The organism is Microbacterium sp. NPDC007973 (assembly GCF_042958465.1).
Classification (GTDB): Bacteria; Actinomycetota; Actinomycetes; order Actinomycetales; family Microbacteriaceae; genus Microbacterium; species Microbacterium galbum.
This window is the reverse complement of sequence record NZ_JBIBJJ010000001.1, coordinates 670,650-688,477: the sequence shown is the minus strand read 5'-3', so window position 1 is coordinate 688,477 and position 17,828 is coordinate 670,650. Positions and strand designations below refer to the sequence as shown.

Annotated in this window: 13 protein-coding genes; 10 read left to right on the top strand and 3 right to left on the bottom strand. The window is 72.0% G+C overall.

Features of this window, described 5'->3' with window-relative positions; translation table 11 throughout:
* Positions 1-15 precede the first annotated feature (15 nt).
* The 4 genes from ACFZA2_RS03385 to ACFZA2_RS03370 all read left to right on the top strand — a co-directional run bounded on the left by ACFZA2_RS03385 (position 16) and on the right by ACFZA2_RS03370 (position 5,377).
* Entirely contained in the window at positions 16-1,506 is a 1,491-nt protein-coding gene (locus ACFZA2_RS03385; RefSeq protein ID WP_391400615.1) for a DUF6350 family protein, read from the top strand.
* 138 nt (positions 1,507-1,644) lie between these two features.
* Positions 1,645-2,244, top strand: coding sequence for a phosphoribosylglycinamide formyltransferase (gene purN, locus ACFZA2_RS03380; RefSeq protein WP_391400612.1), 600 nt, complete (start codon positions 1,645-1,647; stop codon positions 2,242-2,244).
* Between the two features lie 62 nt (positions 2,245-2,306).
* Positions 2,307-3,917, top strand: a complete 1,611-nt coding sequence (gene purH / locus ACFZA2_RS03375; RefSeq protein ID WP_391400609.1) for a bifunctional phosphoribosylaminoimidazolecarboxamide formyltransferase/IMP cyclohydrolase — start codon at positions 2,307-2,309, stop codon at positions 3,915-3,917.
* A gap of 518 nt (positions 3,918-4,435) precedes the next feature.
* Complete coding sequence (locus ACFZA2_RS03370; RefSeq protein WP_391401507.1) at positions 4,436-5,377, top strand: DMT family transporter; 942 nt, start codon at positions 4,436-4,438, stop codon at positions 5,375-5,377.
* Here the strand turns inward: ACFZA2_RS03370 and ACFZA2_RS03365 are convergent.
* Positions 5,358-5,873 (bottom strand): DUF1697 domain-containing protein, encoded by a 516-nt coding sequence (locus ACFZA2_RS03365; RefSeq protein ID WP_391400606.1) that lies wholly within the window; start codon positions 5,871-5,873, stop codon positions 5,358-5,360. The genes ACFZA2_RS03370 and ACFZA2_RS03365 overlap by 20 nt on opposite strands.
* Before the next feature lie 64 nt (positions 5,874-5,937).
* Entirely contained in the window at positions 5,938-7,365 is a 1,428-nt protein-coding gene (locus tag ACFZA2_RS03360) for a dihydrolipoyl dehydrogenase family protein (RefSeq protein WP_391400603.1), read from the bottom strand.
* A gap of 286 nt (positions 7,366-7,651) precedes the next feature.
* On the opposite strand from ACFZA2_RS03360, the gene ACFZA2_RS03355 reads away from it, so the two are divergent.
* The 4 genes from ACFZA2_RS03355 to ACFZA2_RS03340 all read left to right on the top strand — a co-directional run bounded on the left by ACFZA2_RS03355 (position 7,652) and on the right by ACFZA2_RS03340 (position 13,865).
* Positions 7,652-9,355 carry a DNA-3-methyladenine glycosylase 2 family protein gene (locus ACFZA2_RS03355; protein WP_391400600.1) on the top strand — a complete coding sequence of 568 codons (1,704 nt, stop codon included), beginning with the start codon at positions 7,652-7,654 and terminating at the stop codon, positions 9,353-9,355.
* A complete protein-coding gene (locus ACFZA2_RS03350; RefSeq protein WP_391400597.1) occupies positions 9,352-9,849 on the top strand; it encodes a methylated-DNA--[protein]-cysteine S-methyltransferase in 498 nt (165 codons plus the stop codon). Before ACFZA2_RS03355 ends, ACFZA2_RS03350 begins: the two co-directional genes overlap by 4 nt.
* 285 nt (positions 9,850-10,134) lie before the next feature.
* The gene (locus ACFZA2_RS03345) at positions 10,135-12,051 is read left to right on the top strand and encodes an ABC transporter ATP-binding protein (RefSeq protein ID WP_391400594.1); all 1,917 of its coding nucleotides are present in this window, start codon (positions 10,135-10,137) and stop codon (positions 12,049-12,051) included.
* On the top strand, positions 12,048-13,865 hold the full coding sequence (locus tag ACFZA2_RS03340) for an ABC transporter ATP-binding protein (RefSeq protein WP_391400591.1): 1,818 nt from the start codon (positions 12,048-12,050) through the stop codon (positions 13,863-13,865). Before ACFZA2_RS03345 ends, ACFZA2_RS03340 begins: the two co-directional genes overlap by 4 nt.
* 328 nt (positions 13,866-14,193) lie before the next feature.
* On the opposite strand, the gene ACFZA2_RS03335 is transcribed toward ACFZA2_RS03340, so the two are convergent.
* The gene (locus ACFZA2_RS03335; protein WP_391400588.1) at positions 14,194-14,646 is read right to left on the bottom strand and encodes a GNAT family N-acetyltransferase; all 453 of its coding nucleotides are present in this window, start codon (positions 14,644-14,646) and stop codon (positions 14,194-14,196) included.
* 128 nt (positions 14,647-14,774) lie between these two features.
* Between ACFZA2_RS03335 and ACFZA2_RS03330 the strand changes: the two genes are divergently transcribed.
* Both ACFZA2_RS03330 and ACFZA2_RS03325 read left to right on the top strand, forming a co-directional pair.
* Entirely contained in the window at positions 14,775-15,320 is a 546-nt protein-coding gene (locus ACFZA2_RS03330) for a hypothetical protein (protein WP_391400585.1), read from the top strand.
* 114 nt (positions 15,321-15,434) lie between these two features.
* Positions 15,435-17,654 carry an NADP-dependent isocitrate dehydrogenase gene (locus ACFZA2_RS03325; protein ID WP_391400583.1) on the top strand — a complete coding sequence of 740 codons (2,220 nt, stop codon included), beginning with the start codon at positions 15,435-15,437 and terminating at the stop codon, positions 17,652-17,654.
* The last annotated feature ends 174 nt before the right edge of the window (positions 17,655-17,828 follow it).

Here is a 17,828-nt window from a genome sequence, read left to right as displayed (position 1 = left end):
GGGTTCCACTCGCCCATGCATCGCCTCCTCGTCGCCCTCCTGGCCGCTCTCGACGCCGTCCTCGCCGCCGCGGGCGGCATCGCCGTGGTGCTCGCCCCGCTCACCCTGCTGTGGGTCTTCGGACTGGGCGCCCCCGACTGGGGCGCGCTGTGGCCGGCGTCGGCGGCCGTATGGCATCTCGGGCACCTCGTCCCGGTGACGGTGACGCTGCCCGACGCGTATCTGGCCGCCACCGGCATCGATCCGTCGTTCGCGACCTTCACCCTCTCCCTCGCCCCGTTGGCGTTCGCCGCCTTCACCGCCCTCTTCGCCGCCCGCTCGGGCGTGCGCGCCGGTGAGGCGGGCGCCGCCGTCACCGGTTGGTTGTCGGGCTCCCTGGTGTTCGCCGGGCTGGCGAGCCTCGTCGCCCTCACCTCGAACGCCGCCCTCGTGGCATCCGAGACGTGGCTGGCGATCCTGCTGCCGGCGCTGCTCTTCCTCGTCCCGTCGTTCATCGGCGCGGTCGTCGGTGCGTGGCGCGTGGGCGACGACGGTCCGGTCGACGCCGTCCGCGACCGGATCGAACGGATGCCGGCCGCGTGGGCGCCCGTGCCCGGGCTCGTGCTGCGCGGACTCGCCCTCACCACGCTGGGTCTTGTCGCCGTCGGCGGCGTCGTCGTGGTCGCGGGTCTCATCGCGCGCTCGACCCAGGTGATCGGGCTCTACCAGGCCAGCAACGCCGACGGCATCGGCGCGACCGTCATCGCGCTCGGCCAGCTCGTGTACCTGCCGACCCTCCTGCTGTGGGCGGTCGCCTTCACCGCCGGACCGGGGTTCGCCCTGGGCACCGACACCGCCGTCACGCCCGCCGCGACGCAGGTCGGCGCGCTCCCCGGCATCCCGGTGCTGGGCGCGGTGCCCGACTCCACGTCGTCGTGGCTGCTGCTGCTCGTGCTGCTGCCGGTGGGGGTCGGCGCGCTGACCGGGTGGATTCTGCGATCGCGGATGCCGTCGAGCGTCGAGCCCGAACCGCTGGCGCCGCGTCTCGTCGTCGCTCTCGCCGTCGCCGCGTTGACCGGCGGGGTCGGTGCCCTCGCCGCTCTGGCCTCCGCCGGGGCCATCGGACCCGGTCGGCTCGCCGACACGGGACCGCAGCCGGGGCCGCTCGCCCTCGCCCTCGGGATCGAGGTGCTGGTGGGCCTCGCCATCCTGCTGCTGAGCCCGCGCTTCGGTGCCCGCCCCGACGACGCCGAAGTCTTCGCCCCGCACCGCGACGAGGCCCCCGCGTTCTCGTTCGCGCCGCGCGATCGAACGCCCTTCGACCGCGACGAGCACGCCACCGGTCCCGCCCCGGCCGTGTCCGCTCCCGGGACGGGCATCGCGCACGACGTGTGGCCGAGCTCCTACCGCGGACCCGACGACTCCGACCCGTCCGCCGCCGGCCCGTCCACCGCCGGCGACGACGAGGTGCGGGCACGCATCCGTGCCGCCTGGGCCGAGTCGAACGACGACGAGCCCCGGCGCTGAGCCGGACCCCGCGCGCGAGCGCGCCGATCCGGCTCCGGGGGAGGAGCGTGGGCTCCGCTTCCGGAGCGCAGCCCGCGCTCCTGAGCCTCCCGCCGCCCCGCTCGGCGCGCTCCGGCGCACCTGCGTAGACTGACCTCCGTGCTCACGGTCGCCGTCCTCATCTCCGGCACCGGCTCCAACCTCCGCGCCCTGCTCGAGGCGGCCTCCGCCCCCGACTTCCCGGCGCGCGTGGTCGCGGTCGGTGCCGATCGCGAGGCCGAGGGCTTCGCGCACGCCGACCACTTCGGCATCCCCACCTTCCTCGTGCCCTTCCGCTCGTTCGCCACGCGCGAGCAGTGGGGCGCGGAGCTCGGGGAGCAGCTGTCGGTGTGGAACCCCGACCTCGTCGTGCTCAGCGGCATGATGCGCCTGCTGCCGGCCGATCTCGTCGCCGCGTGGGAGCCGCGCATCATCAACACCCACCCCGCGTATCTGCCCGAGTTCCCGGGCGCGCACGGTGTGCGCGACGCGCTCGCCGCGGGCGTCGACCAGACGGGGGCGAGCGTCATCGTCGTCGACTCGGGTGTCGACACCGGTCCGATCCTCGCCCAGGAGCGCATCCCCGTCCTCCCCGGCGACGACGAGCACGCCCTGCACGAGCGCATCAAGCCCGTCGAACGACGTCTGCTGATCGACGTGGTGCGGCGCATCGCCGAGGGCGAGCTCGACCTCGCCGACTCGGCATCCCGAACCGCCTGACCGTGCGGCGGGTGCTCGCCCGCCGCGATCGAACCCGACTCGAGACACAGGAGCCGAACGCCATGGCCGGACCCCGACACGACCCCGCCGACTACCGTCCCCGCGACGTCGTCCCGATCCGCCGCGCGCTGGTGTCGGTGAGCGACAAGACCGGCCTGCTCGCCCTCGGCGAGGCCCTCGCCGCCGCCGGCGTCGAGATCGTCTCCACCGGCGGCTCAGCCACGCTGCTGCGCGAGGCCGGATACGACGTCACCGACGTGTCGGCCGTCACCGGCTTCCCGGAGTCGCTCGACGGGCGGGTGAAGACGCTGCACCCGAACGTCCACGCAGGCCTGCTCGCCGACCTGCGTCTCGCGTCGCACGAGGCGCAGCTCGAGGACCTCGGCATTCGTCCCTTCGAGCTCGTCGTGGTCAACCTCTACCCGTTCGTCGAGACCGTGGCATCCGGTGCCGAGGGCGACGACGTCGTGGAGCAGATCGACATCGGCGGCCCCGCCATGGTGCGCGCCTCGGCGAAGAACCACGCCAACGTCGCCATCGTCGTCTCGCCCGAGTCGTACCCCGCGATCATCGACGCGCTGCAGGCGCAGGGCGGAACCACTCTCGTGCAGCGCCGCGAGCTCGCCGCGCGGGCCTTCTCGCACACCGCCGCGTACGACACCGCGGTGTCGACCTGGTTCGCCGAGGGCACCCTCGGCGACGACATCGACCTGCCCGCGCACCTCACGATCCAGGCCGAGCGCCTGTCGACCCTGCGGTACGGCGAGAACTCGCACCAGCGCGCCGCGATCTACACGCGCGTCGGCGGGCACGGCATCGCCCAGGCCACGCAGCTGCAGGGCAAGGAGATGTCGTACAACAACTACGTCGACGCCGACGCGGCCCTTCGCGCGGCCTTCGACATGGTCAAGCCCGCGGTCGCGATCATCAAGCACGCCAACCCCTGCGGTATCGCGGTCGCCGCGCCCAATGCCCTCGACCCGATCGCGTCGGCGCACCTGCGCGCGCACGAGTGCGACCCCGTGTCGGCGTTCGGCGGCGTGATCGCCGCGAACCGCACGGTGACGCTGAAGATGGCCGAGAATCTCCGCGACATCTTCACCGAGGTCATCATCGCGCCCGACTTCGAGCCCGAAGCGCTCGAGGTGTTCAAGCTGAAGAAGAACCTGCGCGTTCTGCAGCTGCCCACCGACTGGCAGCAGGAGCGCATGGATGTGCGCCTGGTCTCGGGTGGACTGCTGCTGCAGGATGCCGACCGCTTCCCCGACGACATCGAGTCGGTCGCGAAGAACTGGGAACTCGTCTCGGGCGAGCGTCCCGCCGAGGCCGACATGGAGAGCCTGATCTTCGCGTGGAAGTCGTGCCGCGCGGTGAAGTCCAACGCGATCGTGCTCGCCCAGGCCTCGGCCACGGTCGGCATCGGCATGGGCCAGGTCAACCGCGTCGACTCGTGCCGCCTGGCGGTGGAGCGCGCCGGTGACCGCGCCCACGGCTCGATCGCGGCATCCGATGCGTTCTTCCCCTTCGCCGACGGCCCGCAGGTGCTGATCGACGCGGGCATCTCGGCGATCATCCAGCCCGGTGGATCGGTGCGGGATGCCGAGGTCATCGACGCCGCGCGCGCCGCGGGCGTGACGATGTTCTTCACGGGGGAGCGTCACTTCTTCCACTGACCCGCGCCTCGTCCGACGCCGTCGCAGCTCCGGTTGCGGCGGCGTCGTCGCGTGTGCGGGGCGGACCGCGGCACCGCGCGCGGGACGCCCGGCGGGGGCCGCGCGCGCATGCGGGCAGCGTGGCGGCGGGCGGTGAGCGTCGGGCGGCGGTGGTGCGGGTGTGGGCTGGGTGGGGGGCGTGTTCTTTCGTTCGGAGCGGAAGGTACCCGCCCCGAACGCGCGATGACGCCCCGAACCGGCTCGGCCGCCCTTCGCGGCGCATGCGCCCCGGACGCCCGCGCGCGCGTCGGACCGGCCCGGTCGCCCTCGGCGGGGCGTGTGCGCCGCGGACGCGCGTATGCGCCGCGAACCGGCTCGGTCGCCTTCGGCGGGGCGCGGCACGAGGTCGGGGCGGGAGGCGATGAATGCCACGCGACGGCGAGTGGACCGCGCGATGCGCGGCACCCGGCCAGCAGAGTGGGCGGATGCAGAGAGCGTCTGGTTCCGTGGTGCGCGGGGGCCCCGTGACGGGTGGCCTCATGCGGGGTGGGCTCGTGTGGGGTGGGCTCGTGTGGGGTGGCCTCGGCGTGCTCGCCTTCTCGTTCACGGTCATCTTCACCCGCATCGCGGTCGCGCAGCTCGATCCGCTCTTCGTGGGCGCGGGGCGGGCCGTGGTGGCCGCGGCGGTCGCGGGGATCGCGCTCGTCGCGACGCGGTCGCGGCTCCCGTCACCCCGCCAGGCTGCGCGCCTCGCGATCGTGGGCGGGGGAGTGGTGCTGGGGTTTCCGCTGCTGACCTCGTTCGCCTTGACCACGGCACCGGCGAGCCACGGCGCCGTCGTGATCGCCGTGCTCCCCGCCGCCACCGCGGTGGCCGCGGTGATCCGCACGCGGGAGTCGCCGGGGCGGGCGTTCTGGATCGCGGCGGTGGTCGGGGCCGTCGTCGCCGTGACCTTCGCCCTGGCCGGGGACGCCGGTGGTGTGCACGCCTCCGACCTGCTGCTGCTCGGAGCGGTCGTCGCCACCGCCATCGGCTACGCCGAGGGTGGGGTGCTCTCTCGCGAGCTCGGCGCCTGGCAGACGATCTCGTGGGCTCTGGTGCTGTCGAGCCCGGTCATGGTGGCCCTCACCGCCGTCTCCGCGATGCGCACGCCGATCACGGCGGACCCGGCCGCGTGGGGCTCGTTCGCCTATCTCGCCGTGGTGAGCATGTTCCTCGGATTCGTCGCCTGGTACCGCGGGCTCGCCATCGGACCGATGGCCCGCGTCAGCCAACTCCAGCTCGCTCAACCGGTGCTCTCCCTCGCGTGGGCGGCTCTGCTGCTCGGGGAGCAGCTGACCGCCCCCACCGTCGTGGGGGGACTCGCGGTGATCGCGTGCGCGGCGATCGCCGTGACGGTCCGCCAGCGATCGACGGCGCGCGCGAGCGCGCCGGCTCGGGGGGCGACGGATGCCGCCGAGCTCACCCGCTCATCTCGATGAGCTTCGCGACGGTGTTGTTGTTGCGCGCGGTGCCGACGACGTCGAGACGTTTCTCGAACCACCCGGCCTGCAGCTTCGATCCGCCGATCCCCTGCGGGTAGCGCACGAAGACCTCACGGCCGTCGAGCACCGCCTCTTCGGGAACGCCCGGCGGCAGCTCGAGCGGCGTTGTCGGCTCCCCGTCGAGGAACACCGTCTGAACCCACCGCCCCTCGGCCGCGTCGGCCCAGGGGTTGCGCGCCCGGGCGTCGGCGAGTTCGCGGTGCGTGCGCACGAGGACGGGCAGATCGAAGCCGAAGACGTCTCGGACGGTGGCGCGGATCACCGCCGCGAGATCGTCGGCGGCGCGGCCGTCGTCGTCGAGCACGATGTTGCCGGCGACCTGCAGCGTGTCGACCTCTCCGAGGCCGGCGGATGCCAGCGCCTCCCGCAGAGCGGGCATCTTCAGAGCCGTGGGGCCACCGACCCCGCGGATCAGCGCCACGACGCGCGACATGGCGCGGCCCTCCTCCGTCGAGCGGTCGGTTCGAAGAGGGCCGACGACAGCATCGCGCCGTGTCTCACGCCGAGTCGCGCCCCAACGTCTCGAGCAGGCGCAGCCAGACCTCGCTCACCGTCGGGTACGACGGCACCGCGTGCCAGAGGCGCTTCACGGGGACCTCGCCCACCACGGCGATCGTCGCGGAGTGCAGCAGCTCGGCGATGTCGGGGCCGACGAAGGTCGCCCCCACGAGCACGCCGCGATCGGTGTCGACGATCGCGCGGGCCTTGCCGACGTAGGCGTCGGACTGCTCGCTCGAGCCCGCGACGCTGGCCAGGTCGTAGTCCAGCACCGTGACGTTCAGGCCCTTGTCCTCCGCCTTCGCGGCGGTGAGACCGACGGATGCCACCTCGGGATCGGTGAACGTGACCTGGGGCACGGCGTCGTGATCAGCGGTGGCGACGTGAGCGCCCCACGGGGCGTCGTCGACCTCGTCGCCCTTCGCACGAGCCGCGATGACGTCGCCCGCGGCCCGCGCCTGGTACTTGCCCTGGTGGGTGAGGAGCGCCCGGTGGTTGACGTCTCCGACCGCGTACAGCCAGTCCGAGCCCCGCACGCGGAGCGTGTCGTCGACGTCGAGCCACTCGCCCGGGACGAGTCCGACGGCCTCCACCCCCAGGTCGTCGGTGCGGGGGACGCGTCCGGTCGCCACGAGCACCTCGTCGGCGGTGACGGTCGCGCCGTCGGATAGCTCGAGCACGACGCGGCCGTCGTCATCGCGGCGCGCCGACGCGGCATCCGCCCCCGTCTTCACGGTCGCACCGCGGTCGCGGAGGGAGGATGCGACGAGCTCGCCGGCGAACGGCTCGTTTCCGCCCAGCAGTCCGGAGCGCGCGATGATGGTGACCTGTGCGCCGAGGCTCTGGAACGCGGTGGCCATCTCGGCACCGACGACGCCGCCGCCGATGATGGCGAGCGAGCCGGGGATCTGTTCGACGGCGGTCGCCTCGCGGCTGGTCCAGGGCGACACGTCGGCGAGGCCCGGGATGTCGGGGAGGAGTGCGGCGGAACCCGTGCACACGGCGACCGCGTGCCGAGCGACGAGATCGGTCGTGGTGCCGTCGGCGGCGGTGACGCGCACCGTCTTCTCGCCCGTGAGCCGCCCGTGTCCGCGGACGAGGTCGATGCCGGCGCCCTGCAGCCACTGCACCTGACCCGAGTCGTCCCAGTTGCTCGTCATCGTGTCGCGGCGTCGCAGAACAGCGGCCACGTCGAGCTCGCCCGTGACCGCCTGCTTCGCGCCGTCGACGTCACGTGCGGCGCGGAGGGCCGCGCCGCTGCGCAGGAGTGCCTTCGACGGCATGCATGCCCAGTAGGAGCACTCGCCACCGACGAGCTCCGATTCCACGATGGCGGCGGTGAGACCGGCCTGCACGGCGCGGTCGGCCACGTTCTCGCCCACGGGGCCCGCGCCGATGACGATCAGGTCGTATTCGCGTTCGCTCATGCCCTCACGCTAGCGACGGGCACCGACATCGGGGAGGGGTTGCGGCGATGGCCTCGTCGCTGGATGGCCCCGGGGCCGGCGAGGTGGCCCCGGGGCCACTTCCGTCGCCCCGGGGGAGTCGGGTGCGCCGAGTCGGGGCGCAGGGTGGCCCCGGGGCCACCTCCGTCGCCCCGGGGCCACCTGCGCCCCTGTCGCCACTCCGTCTCCGCCCGCGCTTTCGTAGCCGCCCACGGCCGTGTCCGATTTCCGCCAGCCGATGTCGGAGGTCGATGGCAAGGTGGATGCCATGACCCCCACCACCGCCGACGCACCGGGCTTCGCCGAGCGCTACCGCGTGATTCAGTCGCGCGACCGACGCTTCGACGGGCAGTTCGTCACGGCCGTGCGGTCGACGGGCATCTACTGCCGCCCGAGCTGTCCGGCGCGCACCCCGAACGAAGAGAACGTCACCTTCTACGCCACCTCCGCTGCAGCGCACGAGGCGGGCTATCGCGCGTGCAAGAGGTGTCTGCCCGAAGCCGCCCCGGGTTCGCCCCTGTGGGACGTACGCGGAGACGTCGTGGCCCGCGCCATGCGCCTCATCGCCGACGGAGTGGTCGACCGCGAGGGCGTCCCGGGCCTCGCCCGCCGCCTGGGGTATTCGTCGCGTCACCTCACGCGACTCCTTGCCGCCGAGCTCGGTGCGGGTCCGCTCGCCCTCGCGCGAGCCCATCGCGCCCACACCGCGCGGGCCCTCCTCGTGGGCACCGACCTGTCGTCGGCCGACGTGGCCTTCTCGGCCGGATTCTCGAGCGTCCGTCAGTTCACCGAGACCATCGGCGAGGTGTTCGGGATGACGCCCAGCGCCCTGCGCGCGCGCCGCTCGGCGACCGCGCGCGCCGAGGCGGCGGCGGGCGAGATCGATCTGGCGCTTCCGGTGCGCGGGCCGATCGACACGGTCGGGCTCTTCGGATGGATGCGGGCGCACGCGATCCCGGGCGTCGAGGTCGGCGACGACCGCTCGTTCGCACGGGTGGTGCGCCTTCCCGGTGGCCCCGCGTGGTTCGAGGTGCGCCGCGCCGACGACAAGCTGCGCCTGCGCGCGCGGCTGAGCGCGCTCGCCGATCTCGGCACCCTCATCGCACGGGTCAGGCGACTGTTCGATCTCGATGCCGACCCGCGCGCGATCGACGACGCCCTCGCGCGGCATCCCGAACTCGCTCCCGCCGTCGCCGCGATCCCCGGTGTCCGGGTGCCGGGGGCGATGGATGCCGACGAGATGCTGTTACGCGCCATGATCGGCCAGCAGATCAGCGTCGCCTCGGCCCGCACCATGCAGGGGCGACTCGCCGCCGAGCTGGGTGAGTCCGCGAGCGTGGCGCCCGAGCCGATGACGCTGTTCCCCCCGCCGGCCGTGATCGCCGAACGCGGACTCGAGGTGCTGCGGGGGCCGGCCGCGCGCATGCGCGCGATCGTCGAGGCCGCCGCAGCTTTGGCCGACGGCTCGCTCGAGATCGGACCCGGCGACGACGGCGCCGAGCAGCGGGAGCGGCTCCTCGCCCGGCGGGGGATCGGCCCGTGGACCGCCGACTACGTGCGCATGCGTGTCCTCGGCGACCCCGACGTGCTGCTCCCCGGAGACGTCGCAGCGCGCGCCGGTGCCGCGCAGCTCGGTCTGCCGTCCGATCCCGCCGGGTTCACCGCCTGGTCGCAGCGCCTGGCTCCGTGGCGCAGCTACGCGATGGCGCACTACTGGTACGCCGCCCCGGTGACCCAGGCCTGGCGCTCGCCGGCCGAGACGGCGGCTGCGGCGGCGGTCGACCGGCCGCGGCGCCGCGGCGCGGGGGTCGACGTCGTCGCGAACGGTCTCGCCGTGGCGGTCGACGACGCCGCCCCCGCGGCACCCGCCGCCCCAGCGGCACCCGCCCCCTCGGCCGCGGCAGGGCCCACCCCGGCATCCCGCCCCGCACCGATCCCCGCCCCCGACGCAGAAAGCGAGACCCCCGCATGACCACGGCCACCCTGCAGTTCGTCGACACCCCCGACGGCCCCTTCGCGATCCTCGCCGACACCGCCGATCGCGTGATCGTGTCGGGATGGACCGACGACCGCGACGCCGTCCTCGCCCGCCTGCGGCCCGACCGTCGTCCCGACCTCGTGTCCCCGGGCGAGACCGCCGCGGCCGAGGCGGTCCGCGCCTACTACGCGGGCGATGTCGCGGCGATCGACGACGTCGAGGTCGCGCAGCACGGTACGGCCCTCCAGCTCGCCGGGTGGCAGGGCCTGCGCCGGATCGCGCCCGGTTCCCCGTTGACCTACACCGGGTTCGCCGCGGCGCTGGGCTCGCCCACCGCGGTGCGGGCCGCGGCATCCGTCTGCGCCCGCAATGCGGTCGCCCTGTTCGTCCCGTGCCACCGCGTTCTGCGGGGAGACGGGACGATGGGCGGGTTCGCGTGGGGTACCGCGGTCAAGCAGAGCCTCCTCGCGCGCGAAGCGGCGGCCTGAGCGGCGAAGACACCCTTGCCTTCAGCGTTCTCACAGGGATACTCTGGAGGGCTGTCGTTCCCCCGGCGATGGCTTCACCAGATCAAGGAGGATGCCATGGACCAGATCGACGCCCCCGTCGCCCCGGCCGCCGCGTTCTCCGTCGCCGCGCGTCCCGGCCGACGCTCCTAGGGCCCGCGTCCGCGCTCCGGCGCTCGCGCTCCGCCCCGCTCGACGAAACCCGTCGCGCCCTCGGCTCCCCTGTCCGCGCCCGATCCCGGCGCCCGCTTCGACCTCATGAGGATCATGACCACCTCGACGACTCCGAAACGTCTCTCCACTCCGCGCGCGCTCGCGCGATTGCTGCCCATCGCGCGGCCGGTGCTGCCGCGCCTCATCGCGGGCGCCGTCACGGCGCTCATCGCGAGCCTGCTCGCCCTCGCGATCCCGCTCGTCCTCGAGCAGATCGTCGCGGGCCCCATCGCCTCCCTCGACCCCGCCGCGCTCGTGTGGGGCTCGCTCGCCGTGCTCGCGCTCGGCCTCGCCGAGGCGGCGATGGTGTGGCTGCGTCGGTGGTTCGTGCTCGCGCCGGCGACCAAGGTCGAATACGACCTGCGCCAGTCGTTCTATTCGCGCCTGCAACGCCTGCCCGTCGCCTTCCACGATCGGTGGCAGTCGGGGCAGCTCCTCTCGCGCATGATGCAGGACATCAGCATGCTGCGCCGGTGGCTCGCCTTCGGTGTCATCCTGCTCGTCGTCAACATGCTCACGATCGCGATCGGCGCGATCCTGCTCTTCCGCTGGCACTGGCTGCTCGGAGCACTGTTCCTCGTCACCTCGGCCCCGGTGATCTACGTCGGCTTCCGCTTCGAGAAGCGGTACGGCGCCCTCACCCGTCAGAGCCAGGATCAGGCGGGCGATCTCGCGACCTCCGTCGAAGAGAGCGTCCACGGCATCCGCGTGCTCAAGGCCTTCGGCCGCGGAAAGCACGCACTGCAGAAGTTCACCCGGCAGGCCGAGTCGCTGCGCGAGACCGAGATCGACAAGGCCCGCGCGGTCGGCTGGATCTGGTTCTGGCTCGTGCTGCTGCCCGACATCGCCTTCGCCGTGTGCCTCGGAGCGGGGATCGTCCTGACGCAGCTCGGGCAGTTGCAGGTCGCCGAGCTGGTGGCCTTCTTCGCGATGGCGACCGTGCTGCGCTGGCCGATGGAGTCGATCGGCTTCCTCTTCTCGTTCCTGCTCGACGCGCGCACCGCGACCGACCGCATCTTCGAGGTGTTCGACGAGCAGAACACGATCGTCGACCCCGAGAACCCGCGTTCGATCGCCGCACCGCGCGGCGAGCTCACCTTCGAGGGCGCCCACTTCCGCTATCAGGATGCCGCCGGCACCGAGCCCGATCTGCTCGACGGGATCGATCTGACGCTGCGCCCGGGCGAGACGATGGCCCTCGTGGGCCTGACCGGCTCCGGCAAGACCACGCTCACGACCCTGCCGGGCCGGCTCTACGACGTCACGGGCGGACGCGTGCTGCTCGACGGCGTCGACGTGCGCGAGCTGTCGCTCGCCGAGCTGCGTCGCCATGTCGGCATGGCCTTCGAAGACGCGACCCTGTTCTCGCAGACGGTGCGCGATAACGTCCTCCTCGGGCGCGAAGACCTCGTCCCGGGCTCGCCCGAGGCGGAGGAGATCTTGCGCGAAGCCCTGCAGGTGGCTCAGGCCCAGTTCGTGCACGACCTGCCCGACGGTGTCGACACCGTCATCGGCGAGGAGGGGCTCAGCCTCTCGGGCGGCCAGCGTCAGCGTCTCGCCCTTGCGCGAGCGGTCGCCGCCCGCCCCGCCGTCCTCGTGCTCGACGATCCGCTGTCGGCGCTCGACGTCGACACAGAGGCCCTCGTCGAAGACGCCCTGCGCGAGGTCCTCAGCGAGACGACGGCCCTGGTCGTCGCCCACCGGCCCTCGACGGTCACCCTGGCCGACCGCGTCGCGCTGCTCGAAAACGGGCGCGTCACGGCGGTCGGCACCCACTCCGAGCTGCTGCGCGAGAGCGAGCACTACCGCTACGTCATCTCGAGCCTCGAGGAAGCCGAGCGCGAGGCGCGGACGGGAGCCATCTCGATCCTCGCCCCCGACGACTTCGCGCACACGGACGGGCACCGGGCCACGGGATCCGGAGACACCCCCACCGACGACGCCCTCACCGAGAAGGAGACGACCCGATGAGCACCGCGACCGTGTCCGGGACCAGCGGCGAAGACCGCTCCGACTACACGCGCGCCGAGAGCAAGGCCATCCGGCAGCGCTCCCTCCGCCTGCTCGGATCGCTCGTCTCGCCGTTGCGGTGGCAGCTCGTCCTGGCTGCGGCCGTGCTCGTCGTCTCGACGGCACTGCGCGTGGCGGGCCCCGCGCTGATCGCCTACGGCATCGACAATGCCCTGCCCGCCGTCATCGAACGCAGCGATTGGATGCCGACCTACGGCGTGGTCGGCGTGTACCTGCTCGCGGGCATCGGCGGTGCCGTGCTGATCGGCTGGTACGTGGTCGTCGCCGCGCGTCTGACGCAGGCGATCATGCTCGACCTGCGCAAGCGCATCTTCCTGCACACGCAGAAGCTCAGCCTCGAGTTCCACGAGTCGTACACCTCCGGCCGCATCATCTCGCGTCAGACGAGCGACCTCGACACCATCCGCGAGCTGCTCGACGGTGGCCTGAACGAGCTCGTGTCAGGGGTGCTCTACGGCCTGTTCACCCTCGCCGCGCTCTTCCTCATCGACTGGCAGTCGGGGCTGATCCTCACCGTCATGGGCATCCCGATGTACCTGCTCATGCGCTGGTTCTACACGCGCTCGCAGGTCATCTACCGCGAGTCGCGCGTCATCAGTGCGCAGGTCATCGTCAAGTTCGTCGAGACCATGACGGGTATCCGCGCCGTGAAGGCGTTCCGCAAGGAACCTCGCAACGACGCCGAGTTCGGCGCGCTCGCCGCGGACTACCGCGACGTCAACATGCGCTCGATCCGCCTGTTCGGAACGTTCGAGCCGGGGATCATGGCGGTCGCCGCCGTCTCGGTGGCCGTCGTGCTGTTGTGGGGCGGCGGTCGCGTCATCGCCGGTCCGCTCGAGATCGGCGTACTGACGGCCGCCGTGCTGTACGTGCGCAACTTCTTCTCCCCCCTGCAGGAGGTCGCGTTCTTCCTGAACTCCTACCAGTCCGCCACCGCGGCCCTGGAGAAGGTGTCGGGCGTCCTCGAGGAGGAGCCGACGGTTCCCGACCCGACCGACCCCGTCGACCTGTGGAGTGCCCGCGGGCACGTCCGCTTCGACGAGGTCACCTTCGGCTACAGCGAGGGCCGGGTCATCCTGCCGAACTTCACGCTCGACATCCCCGCGGGGCAGACGATCGCCCTCGTCGGCACCACCGGCGCCGGCAAGACGACGCTCGCGAAGCTCATCTCGCGCTTCTACGATCCGACGCAGGGTGCCGTCACCCTCGACGAGGTCGATCTGCGTCGCCTGCACCCGAAGGATCTCCGCCGCGCGATCGTCATGGTCACCCAGGAGGCGTACCTCTTCAGCGGAACGGTCGCCGACAACATCGCGCTCGGCAAGCCCGACGCCACGATGGACGAGATCCGCGCCGCCGCCCGTGCGGTGGGCGCGGACGGCTTCATCTCGAAGCTGCCCGACGGCTACGACACCGACGTGAACAAGCGCGGCGGTCGGGTCTCTGCGGGCCAGCGTCAGCTGATCTCCTTCGCGCGCGCCTTCCTCGCCGACCCCGCGGTGCTGATCCTCGACGAGGCGACGGCGTCGCTCGACATCCCGAGCGAGCGTCTCATCCAGGATGCGCTGCAGACGTTGCTGGCCGACCGCACAGCGATCATCATCGCGCACCGCCTGTCGACGGTCGCGATCGCCGACCGCGTGCTGGTGATGGAGCACGGTCGCATCATCGAGGACGACACCCCCGCCGCCCTCATCGCCGGGACGGGCAAGTTCGCGCAGCTGCACGCGGCCTGGCGGGAGTCGCTCGTCTGACCCCGGGCGCCGAGAACATCGGATGCCACGCCCCCGCCTGACGCGGGGCGCGTGGCATCCGTCGTCAGTCAGACGTCCCGCGGCGGCGAGCCCGTGTGTCGAGGACGCCCCGCGAGACGGACGTCACGGTAGCGGAAAGCAGAATGGCCGTTGTGGCGATTTTCCACCAGTGCGGAGTCGAGCCCAGCTGAACGAGGCTGTAGACCGCGAGCGCGACCCGGAAGGGGATGGAGAACCACGGTTCCGACACGGGGACACGGTATGAGGAAGCGGGTCCTCCGTGCGCCCGGAGGCTAGAACCTCACCCGGAAAGCAGAGGTGGTTCGCCTCACACGCGAACGCGCGCGATGACCTCGCCGTACTCCGTCTCGTCGACGGGCTCGAAACCCACCCGCTGGAAGAAGGCCTCGGGGCCGCCGACGCCGGGTTCGTAGATGACGTCGACGTGGTCCATGCCGCGACGGCGCGCCTCTTCGAGGAGCTGCCCGAGGGCGTAGCTGCCCACACCGCGGCCCTGGTCGTCGGCGTCGACGTTGATGCGCCATAGGACGGAACGGAAGTGCTCCTCGTGCGCCTCGCCGTCGAAGTTGGCGCTGACGAATCCGACGACCTCGTCGCCGTCGAGCACCACGCGCTGCCATGAGGTGGACGGGTTCATCACGGTCGCGGCGATGCCGTAGCTGACCGGTGCCAGGAACTGCTCTTGGCCGGGCTTGAGCGAGAGGTTGTTCACGGCCACGATCGTGGCGGCGGACAGTTCGACGAGACGCAGGTCAGCCATGCGCCCAGGCTAGCGGCACCGTCGTCCCGGCCCAAAGATCGCATGCCACCGCATGCGTTCGCTGTCACGGCTTTCGCGCCCCCGCCCGCCCGCCGGCCCGCCCGGGACACCCGCCGTAGGGTGGATGGATGGATGCCGCCACCCCGCCGCCCGCGCGCCCTCCCCGCGCCGAAGACGGACCGGCAGGTCGGTGGAGGATCGCCCGCGCGTGCGTCCTCCAGGTGGCGCGAGAGGCGCAGGGCGCCACGGTCGACGCGGTGTCGGCCGCTCTGGCGCGGACGCACCTGCGCCCGGCGCCGGAACGCACGAGCTCCGCCGATCCGGGGGCGACGGGCGAGAGCCTCTGGGTGTGGGAACGCGGCGACATCGTCAGCGAGGCGCTGCTCGACAACACGGGGTTGTCGCTGTTCACGACACGCATCGGGCCGTTCTCCCTGAAGGCCGTGGTCGTCGTGACGGCGCGTGTCGAGGGGGAGACGTGCCGTGTCATCGTGTCGATGGTGGTCGGCAGTCAGCTCGCCGACGAGATCTCCCGTGAGGTGGATGCCGCGATCGACGGTCTCGTCGCGAACGGCACCCGGATCGAGGGGCCGGGGTGGATGCGCGTCGCCGACCTTCCTCGCGACACCCTGGCGCATCCGAAGACGGCCCGGGAGCACGGCATCCGCGCCTGAACGGGGTCGACAAGACGGAGGGGCGCCGAGCGGAACTATCTCGACATCAAGAGACTTTGCCCTGGTGCGATAGGCTGGTTCGCAACCCTGGCCGCCTCTACGGAGAGATCTGACGTGCCCGATTCCACCATCATCTACACGTACACCGACGAGGCGCCGGCTCTCGCCACCGCGTCGTTCCTGCCCATCGTGCAGGCCGTCACGAAGCAGGCGGGCGTCGACGTCGAGACCCGCGACATCTCGCTCGCCGGCCGCATCCTCGCGGCCTTCCCGCAGCGCCTCACCCCCGAGCAGCAGGTGGGCGACGCCCTCGCCGAGCTCGGCGGTCTCGCCACGCTGCCCGAGGCGAACATCATCAAGCTGCCGAACATCTCGGCATCCATCCCGCAGCTCAAGGCGGCGATCGCCGAGCTGCAGGCGCAGGGCTACGACATCCCCGACTATCCCGACGAGGCGTCGAGCGTCGAGGAGAAGGACGTCCGCGCCCGGTACGACCGCATCAAGGGCTCGGCCGTGAACCCCGTGCTGCGCGAGGGCAACAGCGACCGCCGCGCGCCCCTGGCGGTGAAGAACTACGCCAAGAAGCACCCGCACCGCAACAAGGCGTTCGGCGAGGGCTCGAAGACCCGCGTCGCGACCCTCGGCCACGACGACTTCCGCTCGAACGAGAAGTCGGTCGTCATCGCCGACGACGACGTGCTCACCATCCAGCACGTCTCGGCCGACGGCACCACGAAGACCCTCAAGGACGGCCTCAAGGTCCTCCAGGGCGAGATCGTGGATGCCACGTTCCTCTCGGCCGCGGCCCTCGACGCGTTCCTCGCCGACACGCTGGCCGAGGCCAAGGCCGACGACGTGCTCTACTCGGTGCACCTCAAGGCCACGATGATGAAGGTCAGCGACCCGATCATCTTCGGTCACGTCGTCAAGGCCTTCTTCGCCGGCGTCTTCGACCGTCACGGCGACGCCCTCGCGGCCGCCGGGCTCACCCCGAACGACGGCCTCGGCTCGATCCTCGCGGGTCTGGCGAACGTCGAGGGCGGCGAGGCCATCACGGCCGAGATCCGCGCCGGTCTCGAGAACGGCCCCCGTCTCTCTTACGTGAACAGCGACAAGGGCATCACCAACCTGCACGTGCCCTCCGACGTCATCGTCGACGCCTCGATGCCCGCGCTCATCCGCAACGGCGGCAAGCTGTGGGGCGCCGACGGGGGAGAAGACGACACCCTCGCCGTCATCCCGGACTCCTCGTACGCCGGTGTCTACCAGGCGACCATCGAGGACGTCATCGCCAACGGTCCGCTCGACCCGGCGACCATCGGCTCGGTACCGAACGTCGGTCTCATGGCGCAGGCCGCCGAGGAGTACGGCAGCCACGACAAGACCTTCGAGATCCCGGCCCCGGGCCGCGTGCAGGTCGTCGCCTCGAACGGCGACGTGCTGCTCGAGCACGAGGTGAGCACGGGCGACATCTGGCGCGCGACGCAGACCAAAGACGTGGCCGTCCGCGACTGGGTGAAGCTCGCCGTCACGCGCGCCCGCGCGACCGGCGTTCCGGCCGTGTTCTGGCTCGACGAGACCCGCGCGCACGATCGCAACCTCATCGTCAAGGTGCACGAGTACCTCGCCGACCACGACACCGAGGGCCTCACCATCGAGATCCTGGCTCCGGCCGAGGCCACGCGGTATTCGCTCGAGCGCATCCGTCGCGGTGAGGACACGATCTCGGTCACGGGCAACGTGCTGCGCGACTACCTCACCGACCTGTTCCCGATCCTCGAGGTGGGCACGAGCGCCAAGATGCTCTCGATCGTGCCGCTGCTCGCGGGCGGTGGCCTGTTCGAGACCGGTGCCGGTGGCTCCGCCCCCAAGCACGTGCAGCAGCTCGTCGAGGAGGACTACCTCCGATGGGACTCGCTGGGTGAGTTCTTCGCCCTCGCGGCCTCGCTCGAGCACCTCGCCGACACGACGGGCAACGACCGCGCCCGCGTGCTCGCACAGACGCTGGATGCCGCGACCGGCACGTTCCTCGAGAACGACAAGTCGCCGGGCCGTGCGCTCGGCACGATCGACAACCGCGGCAGCCACTTCTACCTCGCGCTGTACTGGGCGCAGGAGCTGGCGAAGCAGACCACGGATGCCGACCTGGCCGCCGTCTTCGCTCCGGTCGCCGAGAAGCTGGAGGCGGAGGAGCAGACCATCGTGTCCGAGCTCAACGCGGTCCAGGGCCACCACGCCGAGATCGGCGGCTACTACCGCCCCGACACCGCGCTCGTCGAGAAGGTCATGCGCCCCTCGGCCACGCTGAACGCGGTCATCGACGCGCTGCGTTGATCGCCTGATCCCGAGAGGGGCGGATGCCATCGGCATCCGCCCCTCTTTCGTCGTCGCCCCGCCCCGAGATCGTCCGCTGGGCCGATCCGTCGGTCCGGGTCGGCGTGCACAGCTCCTGCAGAGCCGCCGCTTCCGCTGTCGATGAACACTCGGCCGAGCCGTAGCGCAGGAGTT